Raw genomic sequence first — 24428 nt, 5'->3', positions numbered from 1 at the left:
AAAAAGGGCCTTGTTGCCAAGGCCCTGTCTGCATCAGAAGCGAGTGATTGCGACGTTGTTCTGACCTTGGTTGTTGCTGCCCGACAGAACGTTGGAGTTCGACACGCCGGAGCTGAAGTTCATCGAGTTGTTCACGCTGGCGTTGTTGACCACCGGTTTGCTGCTCCAGCCGTGGCCGCTGCTCAGGTTCTGGGTCAGGTTACCCGACACGTCCTGCACGCCGGCGACGGTTGCGGCGCCGCTGTCGCCATTACCCGAGGCGATTGCAACACTGCTGCTGCCCTGGTTGGAGGTGCCCGATGCGGCGTTCAGTTGAATCACGCCCGAAGCGTGGTTACCGCTGTCGTTGAGGGATGCGTTGTTTTTGGTGCCGCTGTTGATCACCAGGTTGCCGGTGTTCGACTGTGCGGTACCGGTGCTGGCGAATACGAAGTCGGCGTCGCCGGATACGATGGCGACATCGTTTTTGCCTTGGTTGTTGTCGCCGCTCAGCACGTTGCCGTTGGCCACGCCGCTGATGTTGTTGTAGGAGTCATTTGCCGAAGCGTTGTTCTTGGTTTTGTCATTGAGCACCACGTTGCCGTGGTTGCTTTGACCGTCTTGGGTGGTCGCCGCTGCGGTCGTTGGCGCAGACTGTGGATGATGGTTGGGTTGACCCGCTTGAGCAGCAACAGCCATGAGCGCAGCGAGAGCGAAAGCCAGTGGTTTGAGGGCCATTGTAGTTTTCATGGTGTATCTCCTTGCTTCTATTAGTTGGTTAAGTGTTGGTACGTTCCAGCTACCGACTCAGCTCCATCAGTTGAGTCGTAAATTCAGGGTGTTAGCCACTCGGTTCCCCACCCCGGCGCTCTGGTTGACCTGAACCACTCCACGGCTGCCGGTGAAGGCCTGGTCGCTGGTCACGACCTGGCGGCTGCCAGTGGTAGAGGTCAATCCTGAGTCGGTTGCAAGCGCAACGTTCTGTTGCGACATGACGCTGTCGTCGATGCTCTGCGGGCCAGCGCTGACGCTGATTCGCACGGCATTGATCATCTGGTTCTGGGCCCCGGCCGACTGATTGACGCTCAGTGCACCGTTGCCATTGCTGAAAGCGTTGCCCTGGATCGTCGTCCTGGCGTTCAGCGCGCGGTCGGCCGCAGCGCCGCTGATTTTTTGCGTGACGGTCACCGTTGCCTGGGCGTTGTGGCCCACAGCGATCGCGACGTTGTTGCTCAACTGTTGCTGATCGCCCGCAGCCTGGTTGATCGAGACCACGCCGTTGTACTGCGTGCCCGAGTTATCGATGTTGGCGTTGTTGTTGCTGTCGGCCATCGCCGCTGTGCAACCGAGCGCCGCCAGTAGCATCCAGGTGCGATTCATTTCATCGCCCCCCCGACCATGCCGCTGATGTTGTTCAGCGGGGCGAGGCCGCTGGATATCGCACCGTTGACCGTGCCCGAAATGCCGCCGCCACTGTGGCCGGCCGCGCTGCTGGCGCCCAGGCCTGGACCGCTGCCAATCGTGTTCAAACCAGTGATGTCGCCGTTGGGCATGATGCTGCGAGTAATGCTTGAGCCGCTGCTGATGCGCCCAATGTCGTTGTCGCTGAGTTCATTGGTGGAGGCGCGCAGCACTTGCGCTGACGGGTTGGCATTGACGGTGTTGGGGTAGGGGTCGACGCCGCGTGAGCGGCCGATGACATACGGTTGAACCTGGCGCTCAATCACGATCACGCCATCACCTGCCGCGAGCACTGGAAGGCTTGCGCCGGCACTCAATACGCAGCTGATCAGCAGGAGGCTCAGTGAGCCTGAAGTGTGTGTGTCCACGGCAGTGTTCCTTATTCTTAGCGCTGACCCTAAACAGCGCTGTAAGGGAGAGAGCAGAACGCGTGCCGCTTTTTATTTGTTTTTGAAATTCAGAGGGTTGGGATCAAAGCAAGGCGAAGTGATGGCCGTGCTGTATCAGCGTTGAGACAGTGCCCCTGTGGCCGCGCATAGGCGGCCCCGCCTCAAGGCTGTCTCATGGCTGAAACAGTCGGTGTGACAGAACGATGAATCCGCTCAGCACGGGCGGTTCAGGGCACACATGTGTTTCAAAAATGGACACTCAGGGCGCAAGCGGTCCCGTTGATGCAAAGGGCATCAGCCTTTGGGGGCTTTACGTGGAATCGAATTGAGCACGGGGTTGCCGTCCTGGTTCTGGGTCAGGTAGACCGGCAAAACCTTGGGCAGGGAGGGGACGAGGTTGTTGACCTCGTTGATGTTGTAGATGCCGCCGATGCGAATGGTCCCGGTGGTGGTGTCTGCCAGCATCACGGGTTTATTCAGGTAGCGGTTGATCAGTGGCAATGCATCGGCCAGCGCCAGGTTGTCGAGCACCAGTTTGCCCTGGCGCCAGGCAAGCGCGGCGTCATTGGGGCTGATCGCGGCGATTTGCGGCGTAGCATCGCCTGTGTGGTAGCTCGCCTGCATGCCCAGAGTCAGCGGCACGCTGCCATGCACGGCGTCGCTGGAAATCTGTACCGAGCCCTCAAGCAGCATTACCCGCACCTGGTCCTCGTATTTCCAGACGTTGAATTGCGTGCCCGTGACGCGCACCTGGCCGTCGCCAGCCCGCACGATGAAGGGGTGATGGCTGTCGTGAGCGACCTTGAAAAACGCCTCACCCTTTTTCAAGGTCGCCCGGCGCTCGTCCTTGTAATGGCTGTAGACCAACTCGGTGCCCAGGTTCAGCTCAACCTGGCTGCCATCGCCGAGGGTGATCTTGCGCAGGCCCTGGGTGGCTTCGAAGTGTTCATACGAGCTGGGCAACCAGCCCGTTTCCCAGCCCGTGAGGGCGGCAAGCGGCAAGGCCGCCAGGCACACGGCTGCGGCAACGGCGTAGGCGCGCAGCCGCCTGCGCGGCTTGAACGCCCGCACCACCGGCGCCGGCTCGCTGCGTGGGAGCTGATCGGCCACGTCCCAGATTTCCAGCATGGCCGCGTATTCGAAGGCGTGCAGGGGATGGGCGTCGTGCCAATCTGCAAAAGCCTGACGTTCGCCCGCCGTGCAGTCATCGGCATGCAGGCGCATGCACCAATGCGCGGCGGCGTCGGTGATGGCGTCATATTCGGCTTCTGAAAGGGACTTTTCGCTCATTAACTCATCCTGATTTCGCACATTCTAACCTCCCGAGGCGGATGGCGAGAACAGCCATCATGGCGATTGCACATCAATTGGAACTTATTCTCGTTTGAAAACATCAGAAAAACAGAGGACATGAGTCCGTCATTCCCCCCAATGGAGTACGAAAATGCTGAAGAAAACCTTAGTCGCCCTGTGTGCAACCACCGCGCTGCTCAGCGCTGGCGCAGCCCTGGCGGATAAACCGGGCGCGGGCTGGATCACCATCGAGAAGGCCATTGAAACCGCCAAGGCCAAGGCCGGGTATGTCGAAGTCTACAGCGCCGAAGCCGATGACAAAGGCTACTGGGAAGTCAAAGGGCGTAAGTCCGATGGCGTCGTCTATGAAGCGCGTATCGATGGCGCTTCGGGCAATATCCTGCGTGACCAGAAAGACTGACGTCCTGCCGGGAGCCTGCTCAGGCTCCCGCATCCAGCGCTCGGCCCAGTTGGCAGATCAAGTAAGTTACCGAGTCGGCATTCGCCAGAATGGTGTCGATGCGTTTGTCCGGATCGCTCATGAAGATCGCCCGGGCGTCGTTGAGCGTCCGCGCTCCGGTGGTGTTTAACACTTTATTCTTCAAGGCTCGGGTCCAGGGACGGTCACCAAAATCCTCCCATTGCTCGCTGAACACATCCCAGGTCTTGAACAGCATCGTCGCCGGCGTCAAGGTTGACAGTGCTGTGTCGCGCAGGTGAGCAAGGTCCATCAACATCAACGGCGCGCCGCTGACGTGTACATTGATCAAGTCTGTAAACGGTCGCATGGTGTCCAGGTAGGCCAGGTCTTCGGTCGCGGAAATCAAGTGCGTTATCTCGTGAATCAACGTCGTCGCGCGTGCGTGCGCCGAAATGTCGAACGGGACGATCAAGCGGTTCTTATAGATGTCCATGGGTGGGTCGAAGAACCGGTCCAGCAGGTAGATCTTCTTTTCGGCGTCGTTGGGCAACACGAAGGCGAAGGTGTCGTGTGGGCTGTACCGGTGGATACCGCTGACAAAACGCATCGAGTCGGGGGCGGTCAGGGTGGGATTGACCAGTTCATCGAGCACTTCGTCGACTCGCCGTTCAACCCTGTGCATTTGTTCAGCGGTCATCGTGATGACGCCGAACAACTCACTTAAAAAACGTCCGACCCGACTGTTCGGGGCTCTCAGCACGGCAAAATTGACGATGTTGCGCTTGCAGGTGACCGCATAGTAGGTCGCAACGTTGAGCGCTTCGTCGATACAGTGCGCCTTCCAGCTGGACAGCGCGGCGATTTCCCGCAAACCCACGGCCTCGATATTGATGGCTTCCCGCTCGGCTGCACGGGTGGAAAGCCTGCCTGCGTAGCGGCTCAGGGTTTTTCCAAAGCGCGGGTGATGCCGGTCAAGGTCCAGCACCCACTCGCCCAGGGCGTTGCGCTGCAAATAAGGGCCTTGCTGTGCACCGTTGCTGATGCGCCAGTGCTCACCGGCTTTTTTCACGGGGTAGACTTTGCCCGCCAGCGGCACCAGGCTGAGGGCGCCGATGTCATCGTGGTACACGTGGCTGTAGGCGCTTTTTGTCAGGTCGGCCAGGGCAGTGTCGTGGTGTTCAAAGGTTTGCAGGTGCGTACGCAGCGGCGCCGTCAGGTCCTGCTCGGCCAGGCTGGTCGCGGTGGGGGCAGGGGCCTTGAGCCATTGCTCCAGCGTCGGTTGCTCCGCGGGGGTTGGCGCATCGGGCAAAACCCTCTCCAGGCTTTTGCGCAAGGTGGCCATTTCGGCCACGCCTAGCGCGAAAGTTTTCAAGGCGTGCGCCCAGCGGTGTTGCTGCAAGTCTTCGGCAGACACTTTGAACAGTTTGTAGCTGCGCCACACCACCAGCGGGTATGTGAGTTTGCCCGCCATCAACTGCAGGGTCTTGGGGATTTTGCTGGTCAGCAGGCGGGTGATCGCCTCCCACTGTGTTTTGCCCGCAAGCGTGAACTGGCAGCTCAGCATCCGGTTCAGCATCTCGCTGTTGTCGGCAAACAGACGGTTGAGCAGGTTACCGCTGATGGGTGATGAGCCCAGACGAATCTCCGCGTTCTGCTGACGCCCTTGCGGCTGCAGCAGATGGCGGTAAGTCGCCTGATGGGCCGTTTCCAGCTGACCCACGATCCACTCCTGCAAGGCCCCGGGCGTACTGAATTCATCGAGCAGGGCGGCTTCATTCGCGTATTCCCTCAACACATGTTGGGGGCTGTAGGGCGCGTACAAAACCACTGGGGCGGAGGCGTCGGCGTGCGGGCCGATCAGGTAGCAACCCAAGGCCTTGACCAGGGCTGCACCCTCGGTGGCTATCAGTTCCAGCGGGCGAATGGTTGCCGTCACACCGCGCACGGCGGCGCGAGCCACAGCGTCGGGCATATCCAACACCTGCCGGATAAAACTCCAGGCCGAGCCGGACAGCCGCCCATCCAGTTTTTGTTCATGGGCGTATTGCAGCAGTTGCCAGGGCAACTGCCGACAGAACAGGTGACGGCGCTGGCGTGTGTCTTCGGTTTGACCGCCCAAGTGACTGGTCAGCAATGCTTGGTAGAGGCTTTTCAAGTCCAGCTGTCGAACCAGTTGCACCACGGCATTACCGTCCAGCGTGGACGGCAGCGGCGTGGCAGTACGGGAAATCGGGCGGATCTGCTCGGCACGCAATGCGGGCAGGTGCCGCAGGGCGAAGTCCGTCAGCGTTTGAATGGTGCCTTCGCGTTCGATACGCGCAGGAATCAGTATGTTGTCCGGGTTGACCACCTGCCCGGGAAAGCGCGCATTGAGCAGGGTTGAAAGCGTGCTCATGACCTGTTCGCGCAAGGGCGTGATGCTGTGCAGATAGTCACGCTCGTCCGGCGCACTGAGGCGATATTGTTCAAGCAGTTCGGCATGCAGGATCTGCTCTGACGGCTGCGCCATGCCCAGCCATACCGGCAGCGCCTGCTGGTTGACCAGGGCGCGGGTAAGCGTGACAGCCCTTTGCAGGTTGGACGGCGGCGCCCGCCGGATCAGCGCGTCCATGCAGTCCTGAAAGCGTTGTACGCTCACTGGCATCGACAGCAGGTGATCAACCTCGCCCGACAGGAACTGGTTGTAGGACTGTTGACGGTTGTTGAGCAAATGATCGTCGATGCGTTGCATCGGGCCCAATTGAAGGCGTTGATGAGGCACACGCCTCGACGCCGGCAGGTTTTCGACAAGGGGCAGGCGCGCCTGCTCATCTTGCAAGCGTTGCCCCAATTCATCGCGCAAGGCCTGGATCGAATCAAACGCCTCATAGCCGCGACTCACCGTCCATAGCAGCGCCGCACCGGAATGAAGAACGTCCAGGCCGCCGCGTTCCGACAGCACAAAACAATTGGCCAGGGGCTGCAGCGCGGTCTGCGTACCGACCTTCAAGGTCAGGCCATAGGCATCCGGTATAAAGCCGTTCAGGCCGTGGCGTGTCAGCCTGTCCATGCTGTCGGCATTGAGCACGCTGGCCAGCAGCCCGAGATGAGCCGGCGGCAAAGTCTTGGACAAGCGCCTCAGCTCAGCTTCGCCACTGAGGCCCTGAAACATCGCCTGGCCAAGATGCACAGGGTGAGTGTCCACCAGCAGGTGCGGCAGCGCGCGCAAGCCTTGCGTAAACGAGCTCAAGACCCGCTCGATGACCGCGTTGAACGTGGCCACGGTCAAACTCGGCACCTGGTAGGCGACGCCTTTGCGCCGCTGGTAAAACCCGCTCCGGCTGGAGCCGGTCAAGGCGCTGGCCTGCCGGGCGAGCCGCGCGATGAAGTGTTCAACCATGTTCAACGAGGTCTGCGGTGGGCGCTCTTCGCGCTCCAGTGCTGTGGTGGCGTAGGTGTTGATCTCAATAGTGTCGGCACTCAGGGCCAGGTGCCTGCTGGCCAACTCTGCCTCCAGGGCGTGGGCTGCCAGCGCGCGAAGGGGCCTGTGTTTGCTGCGTTCGAGCACCAGTGCCGCATCGACCGCGTGCAGCCGCTGCAAGTGCGCCTTGGCCTTTTCCGCGATGACCGTGCCGGGCTGGCCACTGCCCGTGGTGATGGGGTGGACGCTCCAGCGCCCCTCGGTCTCCTGCTCCATCAAACGGCTGTCGAGCAGGGTGCGCAGGTCCAGCGCACTGTCGAGCAGAGCGGCCAGGTCGATACTGCCCGCGCCGCGCCGATACAGGCCCAACGCATGTTCCAGGTTGTTGAACTGTTTGGCCGCGATGTCTTCGATCATCTCCTCGAAGACATTGCCGACCACGGGATGGCCCGTGACGTGCAACGGGTCCGTGCCGACAAACAGACTGCGCTCATCCAGCGAGACGAAGTTGAGCAGCTCATCTTCATGCCCGGCGGTCCTGAGCATGACCCGCAGCGTGTCGTTAAGGGCATTCATGTCCTTGAGTACCTGCAGACCGCGCGACTGAGTGTAGAGATAAGCGTGGGTGTAGCTGATCAGCAAGGTGCTGGCCAGTTCCACCGTCTGATGATAGGGCGCGTGAACGCGCACTTTTTCCACGCTCAGGCTACTGGCGTAGGTGGCGCGGGCAGCCTGGTTCGAGAGAAACAGGGCGCGCAGCGCCTGGCTTTCTTCAGTGCTCAGGATCGTATTCTGGTGTTTGAACAACAGGTCGGCGCGAAACTTGTCACTCATCACCCGGGCAAAAAACCGCAGGCGTGATTGCCCGCCGTCGAAGTCTTCGTTCCAGTAGGTCTGGAGCAGGCTGTGCAACAGGCTCGAAAGGAGGCTGCCGGTTTGTTCGACGAGGCTGTCCCAGCGTTGCTGGTCCTCGGCCAGTTGCGCCTCGGTAAATGCGCGGGTGTCATGGCCGATGTTGAAGAACGTGTGGGTCTGCCCCGAGGGCCAGGCCTGCTTGACGTAAAACTGCAGCAGCGCATCGCGCAGTGGCATCGAGGCGACCCAGCGACGGTCTGCTGCCGTCGAGGCCTGGCTGAAAAGATTAACCCGCGTATCGCTCTGGTTGAGGCCGGGAAAGCAGGTCCGGGCCATGATGGTGAGCAATGTGTCGAGCATCCAGTGCAGGCTGGGGAGCTTGCGCAACTGGTCGAGCATCGCGGCCACATTTTTTTGTTGGCCGGCCAGGATGGCCTGCTCCTGGTCTTCCATGACCGCGCCCGGAATGACGGCGGTGCTCACCGCCAGGTGCAGATTGACCGGCAGTGCATCACGCTCGCCGATGGCCACAAACTGCAGCCACTCTTCGCGCTTGGCCGGATGCGTCAGGCGCTCCTGTACGTCCATGAGCAGGTCGGCGCGGCTGTCGAACAGCTCCAGGCCGCCATAGGGGCTGTAGAGCACGGCCTTACTGGCATCGGGTGTGGGGCTCATCATAAACGCCCCGGCCAGCACGATGGCGGGCTTGCCCTCAGCGGTGGCCAGCAGCCTTTCCACCTTCATCGGGTAGCCGTGCAGCGCCTCATTCTGGCGCGCTGCATCAGTGGCGTAGTAGAGCGTGTGCAGCCAATCGAGGTCCTTGACCGAAAACCCCAGCGCGCGCTCTCGCGCAGTCGGGGCTTTGCGTTTGACGGTCCGTAGGAACTCATCGAAAAAGTACGGCGGTGTCACGTGCGTCATGGGGTGCTCTCCTTCCACGCGGCGGTCATCAAGCGCCAAAGTAGGAGGTCGCACAGCACGCTTGGCGGTAGATAACGCAAGCGCCCGTTGACAGCAGGCACAGGAGGCGTTGTTTAATCGGCGGTCTGGATTCTTGTTGTCTCTTCCAATTATAAAATCGGAGCTACAGATGTCTGCCCAGTCCCCGCTCGTTGACAGTCCTGCAGCATTCATCGGTTTCAATGACCTGGTGGGATTGCTGCAGGCGATATTCGTCAAGCACGGCACTTCGCCGCAGGTCGCCTCGATCCTGGCGCGCAATTGCGCCAGCGCCGAGCGCGACGGTGCGCACAGCCACGGCATTTTCCGCATCCCCGGTTACCTCAGCACGCTGGCCAGCGGGTGGGTCGACGGCAAGGCCACGCCCGTGGTCACGGATGTGGCGTCCGGCTTCGTGCGCGTGGATGCCGGCAACGGGTTCGCCCAGCCGGCCCTTGAAGCGGCGCGCGCGCTGTTGGTAGACAAAGCTCGCAGCGCCGGCATCGCACTGCTGGCGATTCACAACTCACATCACTTTGCTGCGCTGTGGCCGGACGTCGAGCCCTTCGCCGAAGAAGGGCTGGTGGCGTTGAGCGTGGTCAACAGCATGACCTGCGTGGTGCCCCACGGCGCCGACCGGCCGCTGTTCGGCACCAACCCCATCGCCTTCGCCGCACCGCGCGCCGACGGCTCGCCCATCGTCTTCGACCTGGCCACCAGCGCCATCGCCCACGGCGACGTGCAGATTGCCGCGCGCAAGGGCGAGCGCTTGCCGCCGGGCATGGGCGTTGACAGCCTCGGCCAGCCGACCCAGGACCCCAAAGCCGTGCTTGAAGGCGGCGCGCTGTTGCCCTTTGGCGGGCACAAGGGCTCGGCCTTGTCGATGATGGTCGAGTTGCTGGCGGCGGCGTTGACGGGAGGCAATTTCTCGTTTGAATTCAACTGGGCCGATCATCCGGGCGCGCGGACACCCTGGACCGGGCAATTGCTGATCGTCATCGACCCGAGCAAGACGGCCGGGCAAAACTTCGCCGAACGCAGCCAGGAACTGGTGCGGCAGATGCATGCGGCGGGGTTGCGGCGCTTACCGGGGGATCGACGTCACCGCACACGGGCGAAATCGCAGCAACAAGGTATTGAACTGGACGCACAAGAGCTGGCGCGCTTGCAGGCCTTGCTGGAGACGTAAAAAAGGGGCTGCGCCAACGGCGCAGCCCCCCATGCATCAGGTACGGTGTATCAGTTACGGCGACCCAGCAACAACCCCACCACCAGGCCGAAACCTGCGGAGATGGCCACGGTCTGCCATGGATGGCCACCGATGTAGGTTTCGGTCGCGTCGACTACCGGCTTGCTGCGCTCGCGCACGTTGGAGACCGACTCCAGCGCTTGCTTGAGTTTGATGGCGACCTGTTCGCGCAGGGTTTCGCCTTCTTCGCCTACCAGGGAGGCGCTGCTCTTGAGCAGTTTGTCCGACTCTTCGATCAACGCCGTCAGTTCACTGAAAGCTTGATCCTTGATTTGATCTTCGACAGCTTGGGCGGCAGATTTGCGGGCCATTGTGTGACTCCTTGCAGGTGAATGTGACAGTGAACAATGGAGTGTCGGGCGGCAGCAAAAGTTGCAGTTTTTTTGCCGGGGCCTGTTTTTGGGCAAAATCCGAATCAGGAAATTTCGACCTACAGTGTAAGATGTCGCCTATTTATGCAGCAGGTAATTCCACATGAGCTTCAATCTCGCCAATAAAACCCTCGCCGAACGCGCCGAGCTGGAAGATGAAAAGTCACGCCTCTACGACCTGTGGCAGACCAACCTGGGCAAGGCCAAGGGCGAAGCGGCGCGTTTGTTCGGCGAGCGCGGCAAGCGCAAGGGCAAGTGGGCTGAATGGGTGCGGGCAGAACTCGACGGCATGTCGCCGCCGGAGTTTTCCAACATGGTGCGCAGCGAAGTCAACAAGCTGATGGCCGCGGCGAAATAAAGCACGCCACAATCGCCTCGCGCACCTTGAGCAACAGCGGATCAAGCTGCGCCTGGGTGCGCCAGCCCAGTTCTACCGGGTAAAACGGCAGCGCCAACGGGCAGGGCAGTACCCGCAAGCCGGTCATGTGCGCAATGGCCTGGGCCGCATGCCCGGGTATCGTCGCCACCGCCGTGCTGCCCTTGAGCAGAAACGGCAGCGCGGCAAAGTGGCTGGTGGACGCGCACACCTGGCGGCTCAGCCCTTGCGCCGCCAACCCTTCATCGGTGATCCCGATAAACCCGCCCGACGACACCAGCACATGTTCGCGCGCGACGAACTCATCCAGGCTGATAGCGTGCTGGCTGGGCGCCAGGCTGTCCGGGTCGACCAGGCAGCGATAATCCCCTTCGCCCACGACCTGTCGACTCAGCCTGCGCTCGGCAAACCCGCCTGCGGTGATGGCCAGGTCCAGGCTGCGGTCGAGCAGGGCCGCGGCGACGATCTGGCTGTGGGTCTGGCGGAAGATCACCCGCAGCTTGGGCGCACAGCCGGCGATGGCCTCCATCAGCCGGCGGGCGTAGGCAATCTCGAAGTCATCGGATAACCCCAGGACCACTGAACGCCCGTGATAGTCATGGTTGTCCGGGTGGACCATGGCCAGGCTTTGTCGGCAGCGGTCCAGCGCTTCGCTGATCACCGGTTTGAGCTGATTGGCGCGCAACGTCGGCGCCAGGCCACGGCCGGTGCGCACAAACAATTGGTCGCCATACACGTCGCGCAAACGCCGCAGGCCTGCGCTGATCGCCGACTGGGTAACGCCCAGGCGCAAGGCGGCGCGGCTGGCGCTCGACTCGTCGTGCAGGGCTTCGAAGGTTTTCAGCAGGTTCAAGTCAACCTGGGCGATATTCATTTGGCTCATATCATTCAGCACTGAAGTGGGCTTTATTCATGATCGCGGCTGCCCGGAGAATGGGCAACCCCCCTTATCTGGAGTGATCGTGATGCCCGTTTCTACCGTGGCTGCCTTGCAAATCGGTGCCTTGCCGGAAGGCAAAGCGCAAACCCTGGCGCAAATCCTGAGCTATGAACACGAGATTAAGCGCAGCGGTGCGCAATTGGTGGTGATGCCTGAAGCCTTGCTGGGCGGCTATCCCAAGGGCGAGAGCTTCGGCACGCAGCTGGGTTATCGCCTGCCGGAGGGGCGCGAAGCCTTTGCACGCTATTTTGCCAATGCGATCGACGTGCCGGGCGTCGAGACGCAAGCGCTGGCCGAGTTGTCTGCCCGCACCGGTGCCAGCCTGGTACTTGGCGTGATCGAGCGCAGTGGCAGCACGTTGTATTGCACGGTGCTGTATTTCGAGCCCAACGGCGGGCTGGTTGCCAAACACCGCAAGCTGATGCCCACCGGGACCGAGCGGTTGATCTGGGGCACGGGCGATGGTTCGACCTTGCCGGTGATCGACACCGCCGTAGGCCGCATCGGGGGTGCGGTGTGCTGGGAAAACATGATGCCGCTGCTGCGCACCGCGATGTATGCCAAGGGCGTGGAGGTATGGTGCGCGCCGACCGTGGATGAGCGCGAAATGTGGCAGGTGAGCATGCGCCACGTTGCCCATGAAGGGCGTTGCTTTGTGGTCAGCGCTTGCCAGGTGCAGGCCTCGCCTGCGGCGCTTGGCGTGCAGGTGGCCAATTGGCCGTCAGACCGTGCGTTGATCGCGGGCGGCAGTGTGATTATCGGGCCGATGGGCGATGTTCTGGCCGGGCCGTTGGTGGGAGAGGCCGGGTTATTGACCGCGCAGATCAATACCGATGACCTCGTCCGGGCACGTTATGACTATGACGTGGTGGGGCATTACGCGCGGCCGGATGTGTTTGAGCTGGTCGTGGATGAGCGCGCCAAACCGGGTGTGCGCACCCTCACCGAGTGAAGCCGGCCAAGGCGCAGGTGCCGGCAAGCCCGGCGCTTACCGCGTGGTAGGTAGTGTGTTGAGCCACTCTTCGCGGGTTATTTCCCAAATATCCCGCGCGAAGGTGCCTTCCACAAACCGACCTTCCTGCGACCTGATCAAGCGCATGCCGGTGCGCTCGGATATCCGCCGCGAGCCTATATTGGGCGCGGCCTTGGGCACACGCAGCACCGGGCGCTTGAGTACCTCGAACCAATACTCGGTCACCGCCGCGCTGGCTTCGGTCATCAAGCCCTGGCCTTGCCATTGCGGGCCCAGCCAGAAGCCGCGGTTATCGTCCTCTTCGTCCATCAGGCTGATATTGCCGATCAACTGCTCCGGCGCACTCTTGAGGCGGATTGACCAATGCCACTGTTCGCCCCGTGCCATGGCCGGCAAGGCGACCTGTTCCAGGTAGCAGCGCGCGCCATCGGCCGGGTAGGGCCAAGGCACGTCGGCGTTGAGGTAGCGCACCACGTCCCAATGTGCGAACTGCTGCTGGATAGCCTCGGCATCCGCGAGCACCAGCGGGCGCAGGATCAGTCGTTGGGTAAACAGTACCGGTTGGCGGGTCATCACCAGGTCGCCGTGTTCGGCAGGTCCAGCGTGCCGCGCTCGACAAAACGCAGGGTGCCAAACAGGCCACCCGCCAGTTTGCCGCGCAGCACATAAGGCAGGTTGTTCAAGCTCTGGGTCTGGCTCAGGCCCAGGGTCTGGCGCAACACGGAAAACGCCGAAACACTCACCGGCACCCTCAGCACGGTTTCAGAAAACCGTGGGATCGAGCCCGACTGGTCACTGACCCCCGACGCCAACGGCCGGCCATTGACGTCCAGGTCCAGGGCTACGCCGCTGTAGTCGATCGCCGTGTCATTGGGGTTTTGCACGCGCAGTTTCACGGCGAATCGTACTTCCAGGTCCTGGCTTTGCAGCGGCTCGATGCCGACCACGCTGATGTTGACCGGGTCGCGATTGGGGAACAGCGCGCAGGCGCTCAAGGTCAGCAGCAGTAACGATAGAACCATGAGCTTGCGCATAAAAAGGTGCTCCTATTTCGTGACGTCCGGGTCCTGCATGACCTTGAGGGTAGAGGACTCCGGATCAAATTCATCTTCTTCCAGCTCTATGAACTCTTCGGGCAGGAAAATGTTCAGCAGAATTGCACAGAACGCGCCCACCGTGATCGGCGACTCGAAGATGTTGTGCAGCGCCTTGGGCAGGTCGCGCAGCACTTCCGGTACGGCGGCCACGCCCAGGCCCATGCCCAGGGAAATCGCCACGATCAGCACATTGCGTCGGTGCAGCCCGGCTTCGGCCAGAATCTTGATCCCGGCCACGGCCACCGTGCCGAACATGATCAGGGTGGCGCCGCCGAGCACCGGCTTGGGCATCAGTTGCAGCACCGCGCCGATCATCGGGAACAACCCCAGCAGCACCAGCAGGCCGGCGATGAAGTACGCCACATAGCGGCTGGCCACGCCGGTCAACTGGATCACCCCGTTATTCTGCGCGAAGGTCACCATCGGCAGGCTGTTGAACGTGGCGGCCATGGCCGAGTTGAGGCCGTCGGCCAGCAGGCCCGACTTGATGCGTTTGATATACAGCGGGCCTTTGACCGGTTGTTGCGAAATCATCGAGTTGGCAGTCAAGTCGCCAGCGGCTTCCAAAGGCGAAATCAGGAAGATCACCGCCACCGGGATAAACGCCACCCAATCAAACGAGAACCCATACTTGAACGGCACCGGCACGCTGATCAGCGGCACGTGAGGCAGTGCTGCCAGATCGACCCGGCCCATGCACCAGGCCACTACAAAACCCAGCGTCAGGCCGATCACGATTGAACCCAGGCGCAGGAACGGGTTGCTGAAGCGGTTGAGGACCACAATGGTCAGCAGCACCAGCGCCGCCAGGCCCATGTTGCCGGCCGCGCCCAAATCGCTGGCGCCATAACCGCCGGCCATATCGGTGACCGCCACTTTGATCAGCGACAAGCCCATCAAGGTAATGATGGTGCCGGTCACCACCGGCGTGATCAGCTTGCGCAGCTTGCCGATGAACTGGCTCAGCACCACTTCGATAAAGGCTGCGAAAAAGCAGATACCAAAGAGCGTCGAGAGAATTTCATCGGTGCCGCCGCCCCGGGCCTTGACCATAAAACCGGCGCTGAGAATCACGCTGATAAACGAAAAGCTGGTGCCCTGCAGGCACAACAGACCCGAACCGACCGGGCCGAATGTGCGCGCCTGCACAAACGTGCCGAGCCCGGACACGAACAGCGCCATGCTCACCAGGTACGGCACTTCGCTTTCAAGGCCCAGCACGCCGCCGACGATCAAGGTGGGGGTGATGATGCCGACGAAACTGGCGAGCACATGCTGCAATGCGGCAAAAATCGCCGCGGTGAAGTGCGGGCGATCTTCCAGGCCGTAGATCAGGTCGGATTTATAGCGGGGGCGAGGGGGTTGAGCGTCAGACACAATACAGGCCCGGTAGGGAAAGGGGGGCGCAGGATGCCAGAAAGTGCCGGCCGTCAGAAGTGTGTAAAAATTTTTCGAAACACCCTGCATTAGATCCCGGCACCTGCCGATACCGTATTCAAGCCCACACAACTCTTACAACAGTGGTGCCCAAAGATCAGAGCGGTGCGTTGACGCCCACTGATCGTGTCGCGGCAGGGACGCTCGCCCACTCTTTCTCGAGAGCAGCCCTATGTCCCTACGTAATCTGAATATTGCCCCGCGCGCGTTCCTCGGTTTTGCGTTCATTGCGTTGCTGGTCGTGATCCTCGGCGTATTTGCCGTTAACCGCATGACACAGATTCGCCAGTCTTCCCTGGACATGGGCACCATCCAATTACCCAGCATGAAATTTCTCGGCAACATGACGGAAAACGTCCTGCGCTTGCGCATCCTGTCGTTCCGGATATTGATCAACCGTGAGCCTGCGGCCCTTGAGGAGGCCAAGACCCGCGTAGCGGTGTTGGTCGACAAGGTCAAGCAGGCCCAGCGTGCTTACGCGGTCATGCCGGCAGGCCCGGAAGAGGCGGCGCTGTACAAAGCCTTCGCCGCGACCCTCGACAATTACTTCGCGGCGCAGGCCGAGATGATGTCGCTGTCCCAGCAGAACAAAGTCGAGGAAATGCGCAGCCTCATCAATACGCGGATCAAGGACGGTACGGATCTGATGGGCGAGCAGCTGAACAAACTGATCGCCATCAACAGCGTCGATGCCGACCAGGCCGGCCGGGACGCTGAAGGCAGCTACCAACAGGCCGTCAGCGGCATCATCATCGTTTCGGTGGTGGCGGCGTTGATGACGGTGTTACTCGCCTGGCTGCTGACCCGCAGCATCGTTGCGCCGCTGCGCAAAGCGGTGCAAGTGGCCGAAACCATCGCCAGCGGCAACCTGACCACGCTCGTCGAAGATGCTGGCAAGGATGAACCGGCCCGCCTGCTTGGCGCTTTGTCCGCGATGCAGACCAACCTGCGCCAGACCATCCAGCACATTGCCGGTTCGGCCACGCAACTGGCCTCTGCTGCCGAAGAATTGAGCGCCGTCACCGAGGAAGCCTCCAGAGGCCTGCAACAACAGAACAACGAAATCGACCAGGCCGCCACCGCCGTCAACGAAATGACCGCCGCCGTGGAAGAGGTGGCGCGCAATGCGGTGTCCACCTCCGAAGCGTCCAGTCAGTCCAACCAGGCGGCGCGCGAAGGCCGTGACCGTGTGGTGGAGACGGTCGGCGCGATTCAGACCATGACCCAGGACGTACAAACCACCTCGGTGATGATCGAAGGCCTGGCGACGCAGGGCCGTGACATCGGCAAGGTGCTGGACGTGATCCGCGCGATTGCCGAACAGACCAACCTGCTGGCGCTCAACGCAGCGATTGAGGCGGCACGCGCCGGTGAAGCCGGACGTGGCTTTGCGGTGGTGGCCGATGAAGTGCGGGCGCTGGCGCATCGCACCGCGCAGTCGACCCAGGAAATCGAGAAAATGGTCGCCGGCATTCAGACGGGTACCGGCGAAGCGGTGCAGTCGATGCAACAAAGCAATCAGCGCACCCAAAGCACCCTGGAAATGGCCCGAGCCGCCGGTGTGGCGCTGGAGCAGATTACGCAGTCGATCAGTTTGATCAACGAGCGCAACCTGGTCATCGCCAGTGCTTCTGAAGAGCAGGCCCAAGTGTCCCGTGAGGTGGACCGCAACCTGATCAACATCCGCGACCTGGCGACTCAGTCGGCAGCCGGCGCCAACCAGACCAGCGCCGCCAGCCACGAACTATCGCGCCTGGCAGTGGATTTGAACGCGATGGTGGCGCGGTTCGTGATCTGATGATCGAGGCATGTTGGGTGTGCGTTGCTCCCTGTTTTCGCTCAGTTTTTGCCAATGCCCAGGCGCCGACCTGAGGGGGGCAAGCACAAGCAGAGCGGCTTTACGGTGGGAGCTGGCTTGCCTGCGATGCAGACACCGTGGTGTATCAGGTACACCGGGTTGATGCCATCGCAGGCAAGCCAGCTCCCACATTTGATTGAGTACACACGACACCTATCTACCTGATGCACAGAGATCCAACTGTGGGAGCGGGCTTGCCCGCGAAGGCGGTGGGTCAGTCGCCTCATGTATCACTGGCCCACCGCTTTCGCGAGCAAGCCCGCTCCCACAAGTTGACCGAGTGCAGCTGCCAGCACCGCAGTGCTTTGCTTTTCTGTGGGAGCTGGCCGGGTACACACGCCACCCCTCTACCTGATGCACAGAGATCCAACTGTGGGAGCGGGCTTGCCCGCGAAGGCGGTGGTTCAGTCAGCTCGTGTATCACTGGCCGACCGCTTTCGCGAGCAAGCCCGCTCCCACAAGTCGACCGAGCTCAGCTGCCAGCACCGCAGTGCTTTGCTTTTCTGTGGGAGCTGGCCGGGTACACACGCCACCCCTCTACCTGATGCACAGAGATCCAAATGTGGGAGCGGGCTTGCCCGCGAAGGCGGTGGTTCAGTCAGCTCATGTATCACTGGCCCACCGCTTTCGCGAGCAAGCTGAACTGGTCAAGTAATCTTGGACACCGATTAAGGTTTACGCCGTCAATCGCTCTTGCGCGACCGGCGACCGGTAGTCGTTGTAGCTGTGAGGTCTGCTGATGTTGTAGCGCGAGACATAGCGCTGCACGTCTGCCCGGGCCTCATGCTCCAGTTTGTAGCCCTTTTCAGGCACCCACTCTGATTTCAAGCTACCAAAGAAACGCTCCATCGGGGCGTTGTCCCAACACTCGCCTTTACGGCTCATACTCTGCCTAAACCCCTGTTTCAGCAGCTCATTTCGGAATTTATGACTGGTGTACTGACAACCTTGGTCAGAATGAAACAACACATCCTGAGGATGGCCGCGTAGCTCCACCGCCATACGTAGCGCTTCGCAGGTCAGGTTGGCATCAGAAATCATCGAGAACGACCAGCCAACGATCCTACGAGCGTACAAATCCAGAACGACGGCGAAGTACAACCATCGCTTGCCGACCTTGATGTAAGTCACGTCGCCACACCACACCTGATTAACCGCCGTCACATCAAATTTCCGCTTGAGCACATGCGGTGCCACCAAGGCCTCTACACCCGGCGACTTGTATTTATGACGCCTGCGCTGACGACTGGCGATGCCTGCTTCGCGCATCAGACTGCGAACCATGTACCGACCGACACGATGCCCTCTAGCTTGCAGCTCTTTGGCCAAAGTACGTGCGCCCGCCGATTCTCTCGACGCCTTGTGATGCCTGACCAGCGCGGCTTTGAGTTTCTCTCGCTCAGGATTTTCTTTTCCTTGGCGCTGGCGCCAGGCGTAAAAGCTACTGCGGTTGACCCCGAACGCGCGGCAACACCTTCTAACGCCGTACTGCTCGTCCAGCTCCTCGATCAGCGTGAATGATCTTTGGCGTCCAAAAGCAGGAGAGCACTGGCCTTTTTTAGGATTTCAATGTCCAGGTCTTTCTCCCTGAGCAGAGCTTTGAGCCTCTGGATTTCTCGTTGATCAGCGGTAATCGCCTTGGCCCCCACCGGAGTAGAACCCAAGCGTTCTTTTTGCACTTGATCGACCCAGCGACGCAGGGCCGTAGGGCCAATATCCAGGCTGGCACAGACCTCGGTAACAGGCTGACCTTCATCCAGCACCATGCTGGCGGCCTTGAGCTTGAACTCACTCGAATAAGATTTACGCATAGCCAAACACCTCAGATTTGAGCGCCATCATAGCGCCCGATTGAAGTGTCCAAAATCATTAGGCCAGTTCAAGCCCGCTCCCACAAGTTGACCGAGTGCAGCTGCCAGTACCGCAGTGCTTTGCTTTTCTGTGGGAGCTGGCCGGGTACACACGCCACCCCTCTACCTGATGCACTGCGATCCAAATGTGGGAGCGGGCTTGCTCGCGAAGGCGGTGGTTCAGTCAGCTCATGTATCACTGGCCCACCGCTTTCGCGAGCAAGCCAGCTCCCACAAGTTGACCGAGTGCAACTGCCAGCACCGCAGTGCTTTGCTTTTCTGTGGGAGCTGGCCGGGTACACACGCCACCCCTCTACCTGATGCACTGCGATCCAAATGTGGGAGCGGGCTTGCCCGCGAAGGCGGTAGGTCAGTCAGCTCATGTATCACTGGCCCACCGCCTTCGCGAGCAAGCCCGCTCCCACAAGTTGACCGAGTTCAGCTGCCAGCACCGCAGTGCTTTGCTTTTCTGTGGGAGCTGGCTTGCCTGCGATGCAGGCACCTCGGTGTATCAGGCACAACCAGTTGATGCCATCGCAGGCAAGCCAGCTCTCACATTTGATTGAGTTCAGCCTTCAAGGTCAGGTCGGCTGTCAGGCCGCCGTGCTCTGCTTTTGACCTTAGGCGTCCCGTTAAACAATGGACACACCCCCCGGCCAAACCAAGTCCCCGGGCTCACACCTCACCCACCACAACCCAACGCTCTTCACGGGCCGCGACACGAATCGCCGTTGCCAACTGCTCAACCGCCCATGCCCCCTCAAAGTCAGTGCCCCCCGCACCTTGCCCCGCCAGCGCCATGATCAATTCGTGCACTTCCAGCGTCTTCAACTCGTTGTACCCCAGTTGATGCCCGGCCGCCGGGCTGAACGCGGCATAGCCGGGCAGGGCAGGGCCGGCCAGCAACCGTTGGAATCCGTCCTGGCCGAGCCGACATACCCGCAGTTCATTCAAGCGCTCCTGATCGAACGCCAGCGTGCCTCGCGTACCGCTGATTTCAAAACTCAGGTGGTTCTTGTAGCCGTGCTTGAGCCAGCTGCTGCTCACCGTGCCGCGCGCGCCATTGGCAAAGCGCAAGAGTGCGTGCACCTGGTCGTCCACCGCGATGGGTTTACAGTCACTGCTGCCGTGGACGACCGGGCGTTGGGCATGGACGGTCTGGGTGTCGGCGCACACGCTGTGCACCTCACCCACCAGATAGCGCGCCATCGACAGCAAATGACTGCCCAAATCCGCCAGGGCGCCGCCGGCATGGGCCACGTCACAGCGCCACGACCACGGTGAGGCCGGGTCGGCCATGAAATCTTCGCTGAACTCGCCCTGGAAACTGATGATTTTGCCCAGTTCGCCATCGGCAATCATCTGCCGCGCCAGGCTGATCATCGGGTTGTGCTGGTAGTTGTAGCCCACCCGCGTGACCACGCCGGCCGCACTCGCGGCGCGGCGCATGGCCTCGGCCTGCGGCAGGCTGACGGCCAGCGGTTTTTCGCAATACACCGCCTTGCCCGCTGCAATCGCCGCCATGGCCATGGGGTAATGCAAGTGATTGGGCGTGGTGATGGCCACGACATCGACCTTGGGGTCATTGATCAGCGCCTGCCAGTCGCCGTGGGCCTGGGCAAACCCCCATGCGCTAGCGCAACGCTGTGCGCGTTCGGTGTCGGCATCGGCCAAGGCGGCCAGGTTGAGGTGTACCGGCAGTTCGAATACCGCGCGGGCATTGTTGAACGCCAAGGCATGGGCGCGCCCCATGAAGCCCGTGCCGATCAGGCCGATTCCGAGTTCACGCATAGCGGTGGTCCTTTGGATTATTGTTTTCAGGACGTGTATTAATGGAATAAATATTCTCTAAATTCAATAGATGGAATAAATATTCATTAATCAGCCTGGCTAATGCACTCATATTCAGCCCATCGTCATCGCCCGCCAGTTAACAAAAGATAACGTAGCGCCGATTGTCAGACGATTCGAAAGCCCGATAGGATGGCCCCTGCTTCCTTCAGGCGCTCTAGATTGCAGGTTTCAGAGGCCGGCAAGGCAAGACGACCTAACAATAATAAATCGGGAGAAAGGTCTATGAGTGAGCCTGTCATGGGTTGGGTTGTTTGCCGCCCGCGCGTCGCCCGCAAGGTTGCGATGCTGGCTACAGCGCTCTCGCTGCTGGGGGTGTTGTCGACACCCGTGCTGGCAGCCGATGAAACCGGCGCACCGCCGGCATTTGCGATTCAATCCCCCAAGGCCGCCAAAGGCCTGATGATCGACGTGGTGCACGCCGGCTCCCGTCTGGTGGCAGTCGGTGACCGCGGGCACATCCTCTATTCCGATGACCAGGGCAGCACCTGGACCCAAGCCCAAGTGCCGACTCGGCAACTGCTCACGGCGGTGTTTTTCATCGATGAAAAACACGGCTGGGCTGTCGGTCACGATGCACAGATTCTTGCAAGCGCCGATGGCGGCGCCACCTGGACCCAGCAATACCAAGACCTCAAACGCGAAGCCCCCTTGCTCGACATCTGGTTCAAGGATGCCGAGCACGGCCTGGCCGTGGGCGCCTACGGTGCGTTGATCGAAACCACCGACGGCGGCAAAACCTGGGAAGACGTCAGCGACCGCCTCGACAACGAAGACCAGTTCCACCTCAACGCCATCGCCTCTATCAAGGACGCCGGGCTGTTTATCGTCGGCGAGCAGGGCAGCATGTTCCGCTCCAGTGACGACGGCCAGACCTGGGAAAAGCTCGAAGGCCCGTATCAGGGCTCGCTGTTTGGCGTGATCAGTACCGCTCAACCCCACACCCTGTTGGCCTATGGCCTGCGCGGCAATCTCTACCGTTCCACGGATTTTGGCAGCACCTGGGAACAGGTTGAGCTGAACGCGGCGCGGGGTGCCCTGGAATTCGGCTTGTCCGGCGCCACGTTGCTCGATGACGGTTCGCTGGTGGTGGTCGGCAACGGTGGCAGCGTGGTGATCAGCCATGACGACGGGCAGACCTTCAGCGTGTTCAATCGCCCGGACCGCATTTCACTCTCGGCGGTCACCGCGGCGGGCAACGGCAACTTGATTCTGGTCGGGCAGGGTGGCGTGCGTGTGGCCTCCGCCGCCGGTGCAGAGCTCTCAAAATAATAAGAAGGCGGGGTTTCAATGAGCAGTCATCACAACGATAAAGCGACCTTTCTTGAGCGCCTGATCTTCAACAATCGCCCGGCAGTGATCGTCATCTGCCTGCTGGTGAGCATTTTTCTGTTCTGGCAGGCGACGTTGATTCGCCCCTCCACCAGTTTTGAAAAGATGATCCCGCTCAAACACCCCTTCATCGAAAAGATGATGGAACACCGCAACGACCTGGCTAACCTGGGCAACACGGTGCGCATCTCCGTGGAGGCCAAGGACGGTGACATCTTCACGAAGGAGTACATGGAGACCCTGCGCCAGATCAACGACGAGGTGTTCTACATCTCCGGCGTTGACCGCTCGGGCCTCAAGTCGCTGTGGAGCCCCAGCGTGCGCTGGACCGAGGTCACCGAGGAAGGTTTTGCCGGCGGCGAAGTGATCCCGCAGAGCTACAACGGCTCGCCGGAAAGCCTCGACCAGTTGCGCAACAACGTGCTCAAGTCCGGCCAGGTGGGGCGCCTGGTGGCCAACGACTTCAAGTCGAGCATTGTCGACATTCCGCTGCTGGAGTCCTACCCGGACCCACAGGATCAGGGCAAGTTGCTGGCCCTGGACTACCGCAAGTTTTCCCACGAACTTGAAGACAAGATCCGCGACAAGTTCGAAGCGCAAAACCCCAACGTCAAGATTCACATCGTCGGGTTTGCCAAGAAGGTCGGCGACCTGATCGACGGCCTGGTCATGGTGGTGATGTTCTTCGGCATCGCATTCGTCATCACCCTGATTCTGCTGCTGTGGTTCACCAACTGCCTGCGCAGCACCGTCGCGGTGTTGAGCACCACGCTGGTGGCGGTGGTGTGGCAGCTCGGCCTGATGCACTTCTTCGGTTTCGGCCTCGACCCGTATTCGATGCTGGTGCCGTTCCTGATCTTCGCCATCGGTATTTCCCACGGCGTGCAGAAGATCAACGGCATTGCCCTGCAATCCAGTGAGGCGGACAACGCGCTGACCGCCGCCCGACGCACGTTCCGGCAATTGTTTTTGCCGGGGATGATCGCGATTCTCGCCGACGCGGTGGGCTTTATCACCTTGCTGATCATCGACATCGGCGTGATCCGCGAGCTGGCCATCGGCGCCTCCATTGGCGTGGCGGTGATCGTGTTCACCAACCTGATTCTGCTGCCGGTGGCGATCTCCTACGTAGGCATCAGTAAACGCGCCATCGCCAAAAGCAAAAAGGACGCGCACCGCGAACACCCGTTCTGGCGCCTGCTGTCCAAATTCGCCAGCGCCAAAGTCGCGCCGGTGTCCATCCTGCTGGCGCTGATCGCCTTCGGTGGCGGCCTCTGGTACAGCCAGAACCTGAAAATCGGCGACCTCGACCAGGGCGCACCGGAACTGCGCCCGGACTCGCGCTACAACAAGGACAACAACTTCATCATCAACAACTACTCCACCAGCTCCGACGTGCTGGTGGTAATGGTCAAGACCCGTGCCGAAGGCTGCTCGCGCTATGAAACCATGGCGCCCATCGACCAGTTGATGTGGAAGATGCAGAATACCGAAGGCGTGCAATCGGCGATCTCGTTGGTGACCGTGTCCAAGCAGATGATCAAGGGCATGAACGAGGGCAACCTGAAATGGGAAACCCTGTCGCGCAACCCCGACGTGCTGAACAACTCCATCGCCCGCGCCGACGGCCTGTACAACAACAATTGCTCGCTCGCGCCGGTGCTGGTGTTCCTCAACGACCACAAGGCCGAAACCCTCGACCGCGCGGTGCATGCGGTGCAGGACTTCGCCAAGGAAAACAACAAGGACGGCCTGGAATTCATCCTCGCCGCCGGTAACGCCGGGATCGAAGCGGCGACCAACGAGGTGATCAAAGAGTCGGAACTGACCATCCTCATCCTGGTGTACCTGTGCGTGGCGACCATGTGCATGATCACCTTCCGCTCGTGGGCCGCCACCCTGTGCATCGTGCTGCCGCTGGTGCTGACCTCGGTGCTGGGCAACGCGTTGATGGCGTTCATGGGCATCGGTGTCAAGGTTGCGACCCTGCCGGTGGTGGCGCTGGGCGTGGGCATCGGCGTGGACTACGGCATTTACATCTACAGCCGTCTGGAAAGCTTCCTGCGCGCCGGCCTGCCACTGCAAGAGGCCTACTACCAAACCCTCAAATCGACCGGCAAAGCCGTGCTGTTCACCGGCTTGTGCCTAGCTATCGGGGTGTGCACCTGGATTTTCTCGGCCATCAAGTTCCAGGCCGACATGGGCCTGATGCTGACCTTCATGCTGCTGTGGAACATGTTCGGTGCGTTGTGGCTGCTGCCGGCGCTGGCACGGTTCCTGATCAAGCCTGAAAAACTCGCGGGGCAGAAGGGCAACTCGCTGTTTGCACACTGAGCCCGACACCGTCGTGCAGTGCC

Annotated in this window: 20 protein-coding genes; 7 read left to right on the top strand and 13 right to left on the bottom strand. The window is 61.0% G+C overall.

Annotated features, from left to right (window positions below; translation table 11 throughout):
- Positions 1 to 33: 33 nt before the first annotated feature.
- From ABWL43_RS16205 to ABWL43_RS16190, 4 genes are all read right to left on the bottom strand, one after another.
- Positions 34 to 729, bottom strand: coding sequence for a heme utilization protein (locus tag ABWL43_RS16205; RefSeq protein WP_145165700.1), 696 nt, complete (start codon positions 727 to 729; stop codon positions 34 to 36).
- A gap of 66 nt (positions 730 to 795) precedes the next feature.
- On the bottom strand, positions 796 to 1359 hold the full coding sequence (locus tag ABWL43_RS16200; protein WP_404483101.1) for an adhesin: 564 nt from the start codon (positions 1357 to 1359) through the stop codon (positions 796 to 798).
- On the bottom strand, positions 1356 to 1808 hold the full coding sequence (locus tag ABWL43_RS16195) for a hypothetical protein (protein WP_145165698.1): 453 nt from the start codon (positions 1806 to 1808) through the stop codon (positions 1356 to 1358). The genes ABWL43_RS16200 and ABWL43_RS16195 overlap by 4 nt, the downstream gene beginning before the upstream one ends.
- A 315-nt stretch (positions 1809 to 2123) precedes the next feature.
- The gene (locus ABWL43_RS16190; protein WP_404483100.1) at positions 2124 to 3119 is read right to left on the bottom strand and encodes a FecR family protein; all 996 of its coding nucleotides are present in this window, start codon (positions 3117 to 3119) and stop codon (positions 2124 to 2126) included.
- A 154-nt stretch (positions 3120 to 3273) separates the two neighbouring features.
- On the opposite strand from ABWL43_RS16190, the gene ABWL43_RS16185 reads away from it, so the two are divergent.
- A complete protein-coding gene (locus ABWL43_RS16185; protein WP_106579755.1) occupies positions 3274 to 3543 on the top strand; it encodes a PepSY domain-containing protein in 270 nt (89 codons plus the stop codon).
- A gap of 19 nt (positions 3544 to 3562) precedes the next feature.
- On the opposite strand, the gene ABWL43_RS16180 is transcribed toward ABWL43_RS16185, so the two are convergent.
- On the bottom strand, positions 3563 to 8719 hold the full coding sequence (locus ABWL43_RS16180; RefSeq protein WP_404483099.1) for a dermonecrotic toxin domain-containing protein: 5157 nt from the start codon (positions 8717 to 8719) through the stop codon (positions 3563 to 3565).
- Positions 8720 to 8888: 169 nt separating this feature from the next.
- Between ABWL43_RS16180 and ABWL43_RS16175 the strand changes: the two genes are divergently transcribed.
- Positions 8889 to 9926 (top strand): Ldh family oxidoreductase, encoded by a 1038-nt coding sequence (locus ABWL43_RS16175; protein WP_404483098.1) that lies wholly within the window; start codon positions 8889 to 8891, stop codon positions 9924 to 9926.
- 50 nt (positions 9927 to 9976) lie between these two features.
- Here the strand turns inward: ABWL43_RS16175 and ABWL43_RS16170 are convergent, their stop codons facing one another.
- Positions 9977 to 10297, bottom strand: a complete 321-nt coding sequence (locus tag ABWL43_RS16170) for a YqjD family protein (protein WP_106579758.1) — start codon at positions 10295 to 10297, stop codon at positions 9977 to 9979.
- Between the two features lie 163 nt (positions 10298 to 10460).
- Here ABWL43_RS16170 and ABWL43_RS16165 point away from each other — a divergent pair, with 163 nt between their 5' ends.
- A complete protein-coding gene (locus ABWL43_RS16165; protein WP_307418555.1) occupies positions 10461 to 10715 on the top strand; it encodes a hypothetical protein in 255 nt (84 codons plus the stop codon).
- Here ABWL43_RS16165 and ABWL43_RS16160 read toward each other — a convergent pair.
- Positions 10687 to 11607, bottom strand: a complete 921-nt coding sequence (locus ABWL43_RS16160) for a LysR family transcriptional regulator (RefSeq protein WP_145165694.1) — start codon at positions 11605 to 11607, stop codon at positions 10687 to 10689. The two genes, ABWL43_RS16165 and ABWL43_RS16160, sit on opposite strands and share 29 nt — an antisense overlap.
- Positions 11608 to 11698: 91 nt before the next feature.
- Between ABWL43_RS16160 and ABWL43_RS16155 the strand changes: the two genes are divergently transcribed.
- Complete coding sequence (locus tag ABWL43_RS16155; protein WP_404483097.1) at positions 11699 to 12625, top strand: carbon-nitrogen hydrolase family protein; 927 nt, start codon at positions 11699 to 11701, stop codon at positions 12623 to 12625.
- Between the two features lie 36 nt (positions 12626 to 12661).
- Here the strand turns inward: ABWL43_RS16155 and ABWL43_RS16150 are convergent, their stop codons facing one another.
- The 3 genes from ABWL43_RS16150 to ABWL43_RS16140 are packed head-to-tail and all read right to left on the bottom strand — an operon-like array spanning position 12662 to position 15120.
- Positions 12662 to 13219: a GNAT family N-acetyltransferase gene (locus ABWL43_RS16150; RefSeq protein ID WP_404483096.1), complete on the bottom strand. Its 558-nt coding sequence runs from the start codon at positions 13217 to 13219 to the stop codon at positions 12662 to 12664.
- Entirely contained in the window at positions 13219 to 13680 is a 462-nt protein-coding gene (locus ABWL43_RS16145) for an LEA type 2 family protein (protein ID WP_404483095.1), read from the bottom strand. The genes ABWL43_RS16150 and ABWL43_RS16145 overlap by 1 nt, the downstream gene beginning before the upstream one ends.
- A 12-nt stretch (positions 13681 to 13692) precedes the next feature.
- The gene (locus tag ABWL43_RS16140) at positions 13693 to 15120 is read right to left on the bottom strand and encodes a nucleobase:cation symporter-2 family protein (protein ID WP_145165690.1); all 1428 of its coding nucleotides are present in this window, start codon (positions 15118 to 15120) and stop codon (positions 13693 to 13695) included.
- 232 nt (positions 15121 to 15352) lie between these two features.
- Here ABWL43_RS16140 and ABWL43_RS16135 point away from each other — a divergent pair, with 232 nt between their 5' ends.
- Complete coding sequence (locus tag ABWL43_RS16135; protein ID WP_404483094.1) at positions 15353 to 16978, top strand: methyl-accepting chemotaxis protein; 1626 nt, start codon at positions 15353 to 15355, stop codon at positions 16976 to 16978.
- Between the two features lie 735 nt (positions 16979 to 17713).
- Here ABWL43_RS16135 and ABWL43_RS16130 read toward each other — a convergent pair.
- The 3 genes from ABWL43_RS16130 to ABWL43_RS16120 form a co-directional block, all read right to left on the bottom strand.
- The gene (locus ABWL43_RS16130; protein WP_404488431.1) at positions 17714 to 18538 is read right to left on the bottom strand and encodes an IS3 family transposase; all 825 of its coding nucleotides are present in this window, start codon (positions 18536 to 18538) and stop codon (positions 17714 to 17716) included.
- Positions 18539 to 18546: 8 nt separating this feature from the next.
- Positions 18547 to 18849 carry a transposase gene (locus tag ABWL43_RS16125; protein WP_014717988.1) on the bottom strand — a complete coding sequence of 101 codons (303 nt, stop codon included), beginning with the start codon at positions 18847 to 18849 and terminating at the stop codon, positions 18547 to 18549.
- A 714-nt stretch (positions 18850 to 19563) separates the two neighbouring features.
- Positions 19564 to 20679 carry a Gfo/Idh/MocA family protein gene (locus ABWL43_RS16120; protein WP_404483093.1) on the bottom strand — a complete coding sequence of 372 codons (1116 nt, stop codon included), beginning with the start codon at positions 20677 to 20679 and terminating at the stop codon, positions 19564 to 19566.
- Between the two features lie 300 nt (positions 20680 to 20979).
- On the opposite strand from ABWL43_RS16120, the gene ABWL43_RS16115 reads away from it, so the two are divergent.
- Both ABWL43_RS16115 and ABWL43_RS16110 read left to right on the top strand, forming a co-directional pair.
- Positions 20980 to 22011 carry a WD40/YVTN/BNR-like repeat-containing protein gene (locus tag ABWL43_RS16115; RefSeq protein ID WP_404488430.1) on the top strand — a complete coding sequence of 344 codons (1032 nt, stop codon included), beginning with the start codon at positions 20980 to 20982 and terminating at the stop codon, positions 22009 to 22011.
- A gap of 18 nt (positions 22012 to 22029) precedes the next feature.
- Positions 22030 to 24405 carry an RND family transporter gene (locus tag ABWL43_RS16110; protein ID WP_404483092.1) on the top strand — a complete coding sequence of 792 codons (2376 nt, stop codon included), beginning with the start codon at positions 22030 to 22032 and terminating at the stop codon, positions 24403 to 24405.
- Positions 24406 to 24428 lie beyond the last annotated feature (23 nt).

Origin of the sequence: Pseudomonas sp. HT11 (genome assembly GCF_044875395.1) — a bacterium.
Lineage (GTDB): Bacteria > Pseudomonadota > Gammaproteobacteria > Pseudomonadales > Pseudomonadaceae > Aquipseudomonas.
The sequence above is the reverse complement of the archived record's forward strand: the minus strand, read 5'-3'. Positions and strand labels throughout refer to the sequence as shown.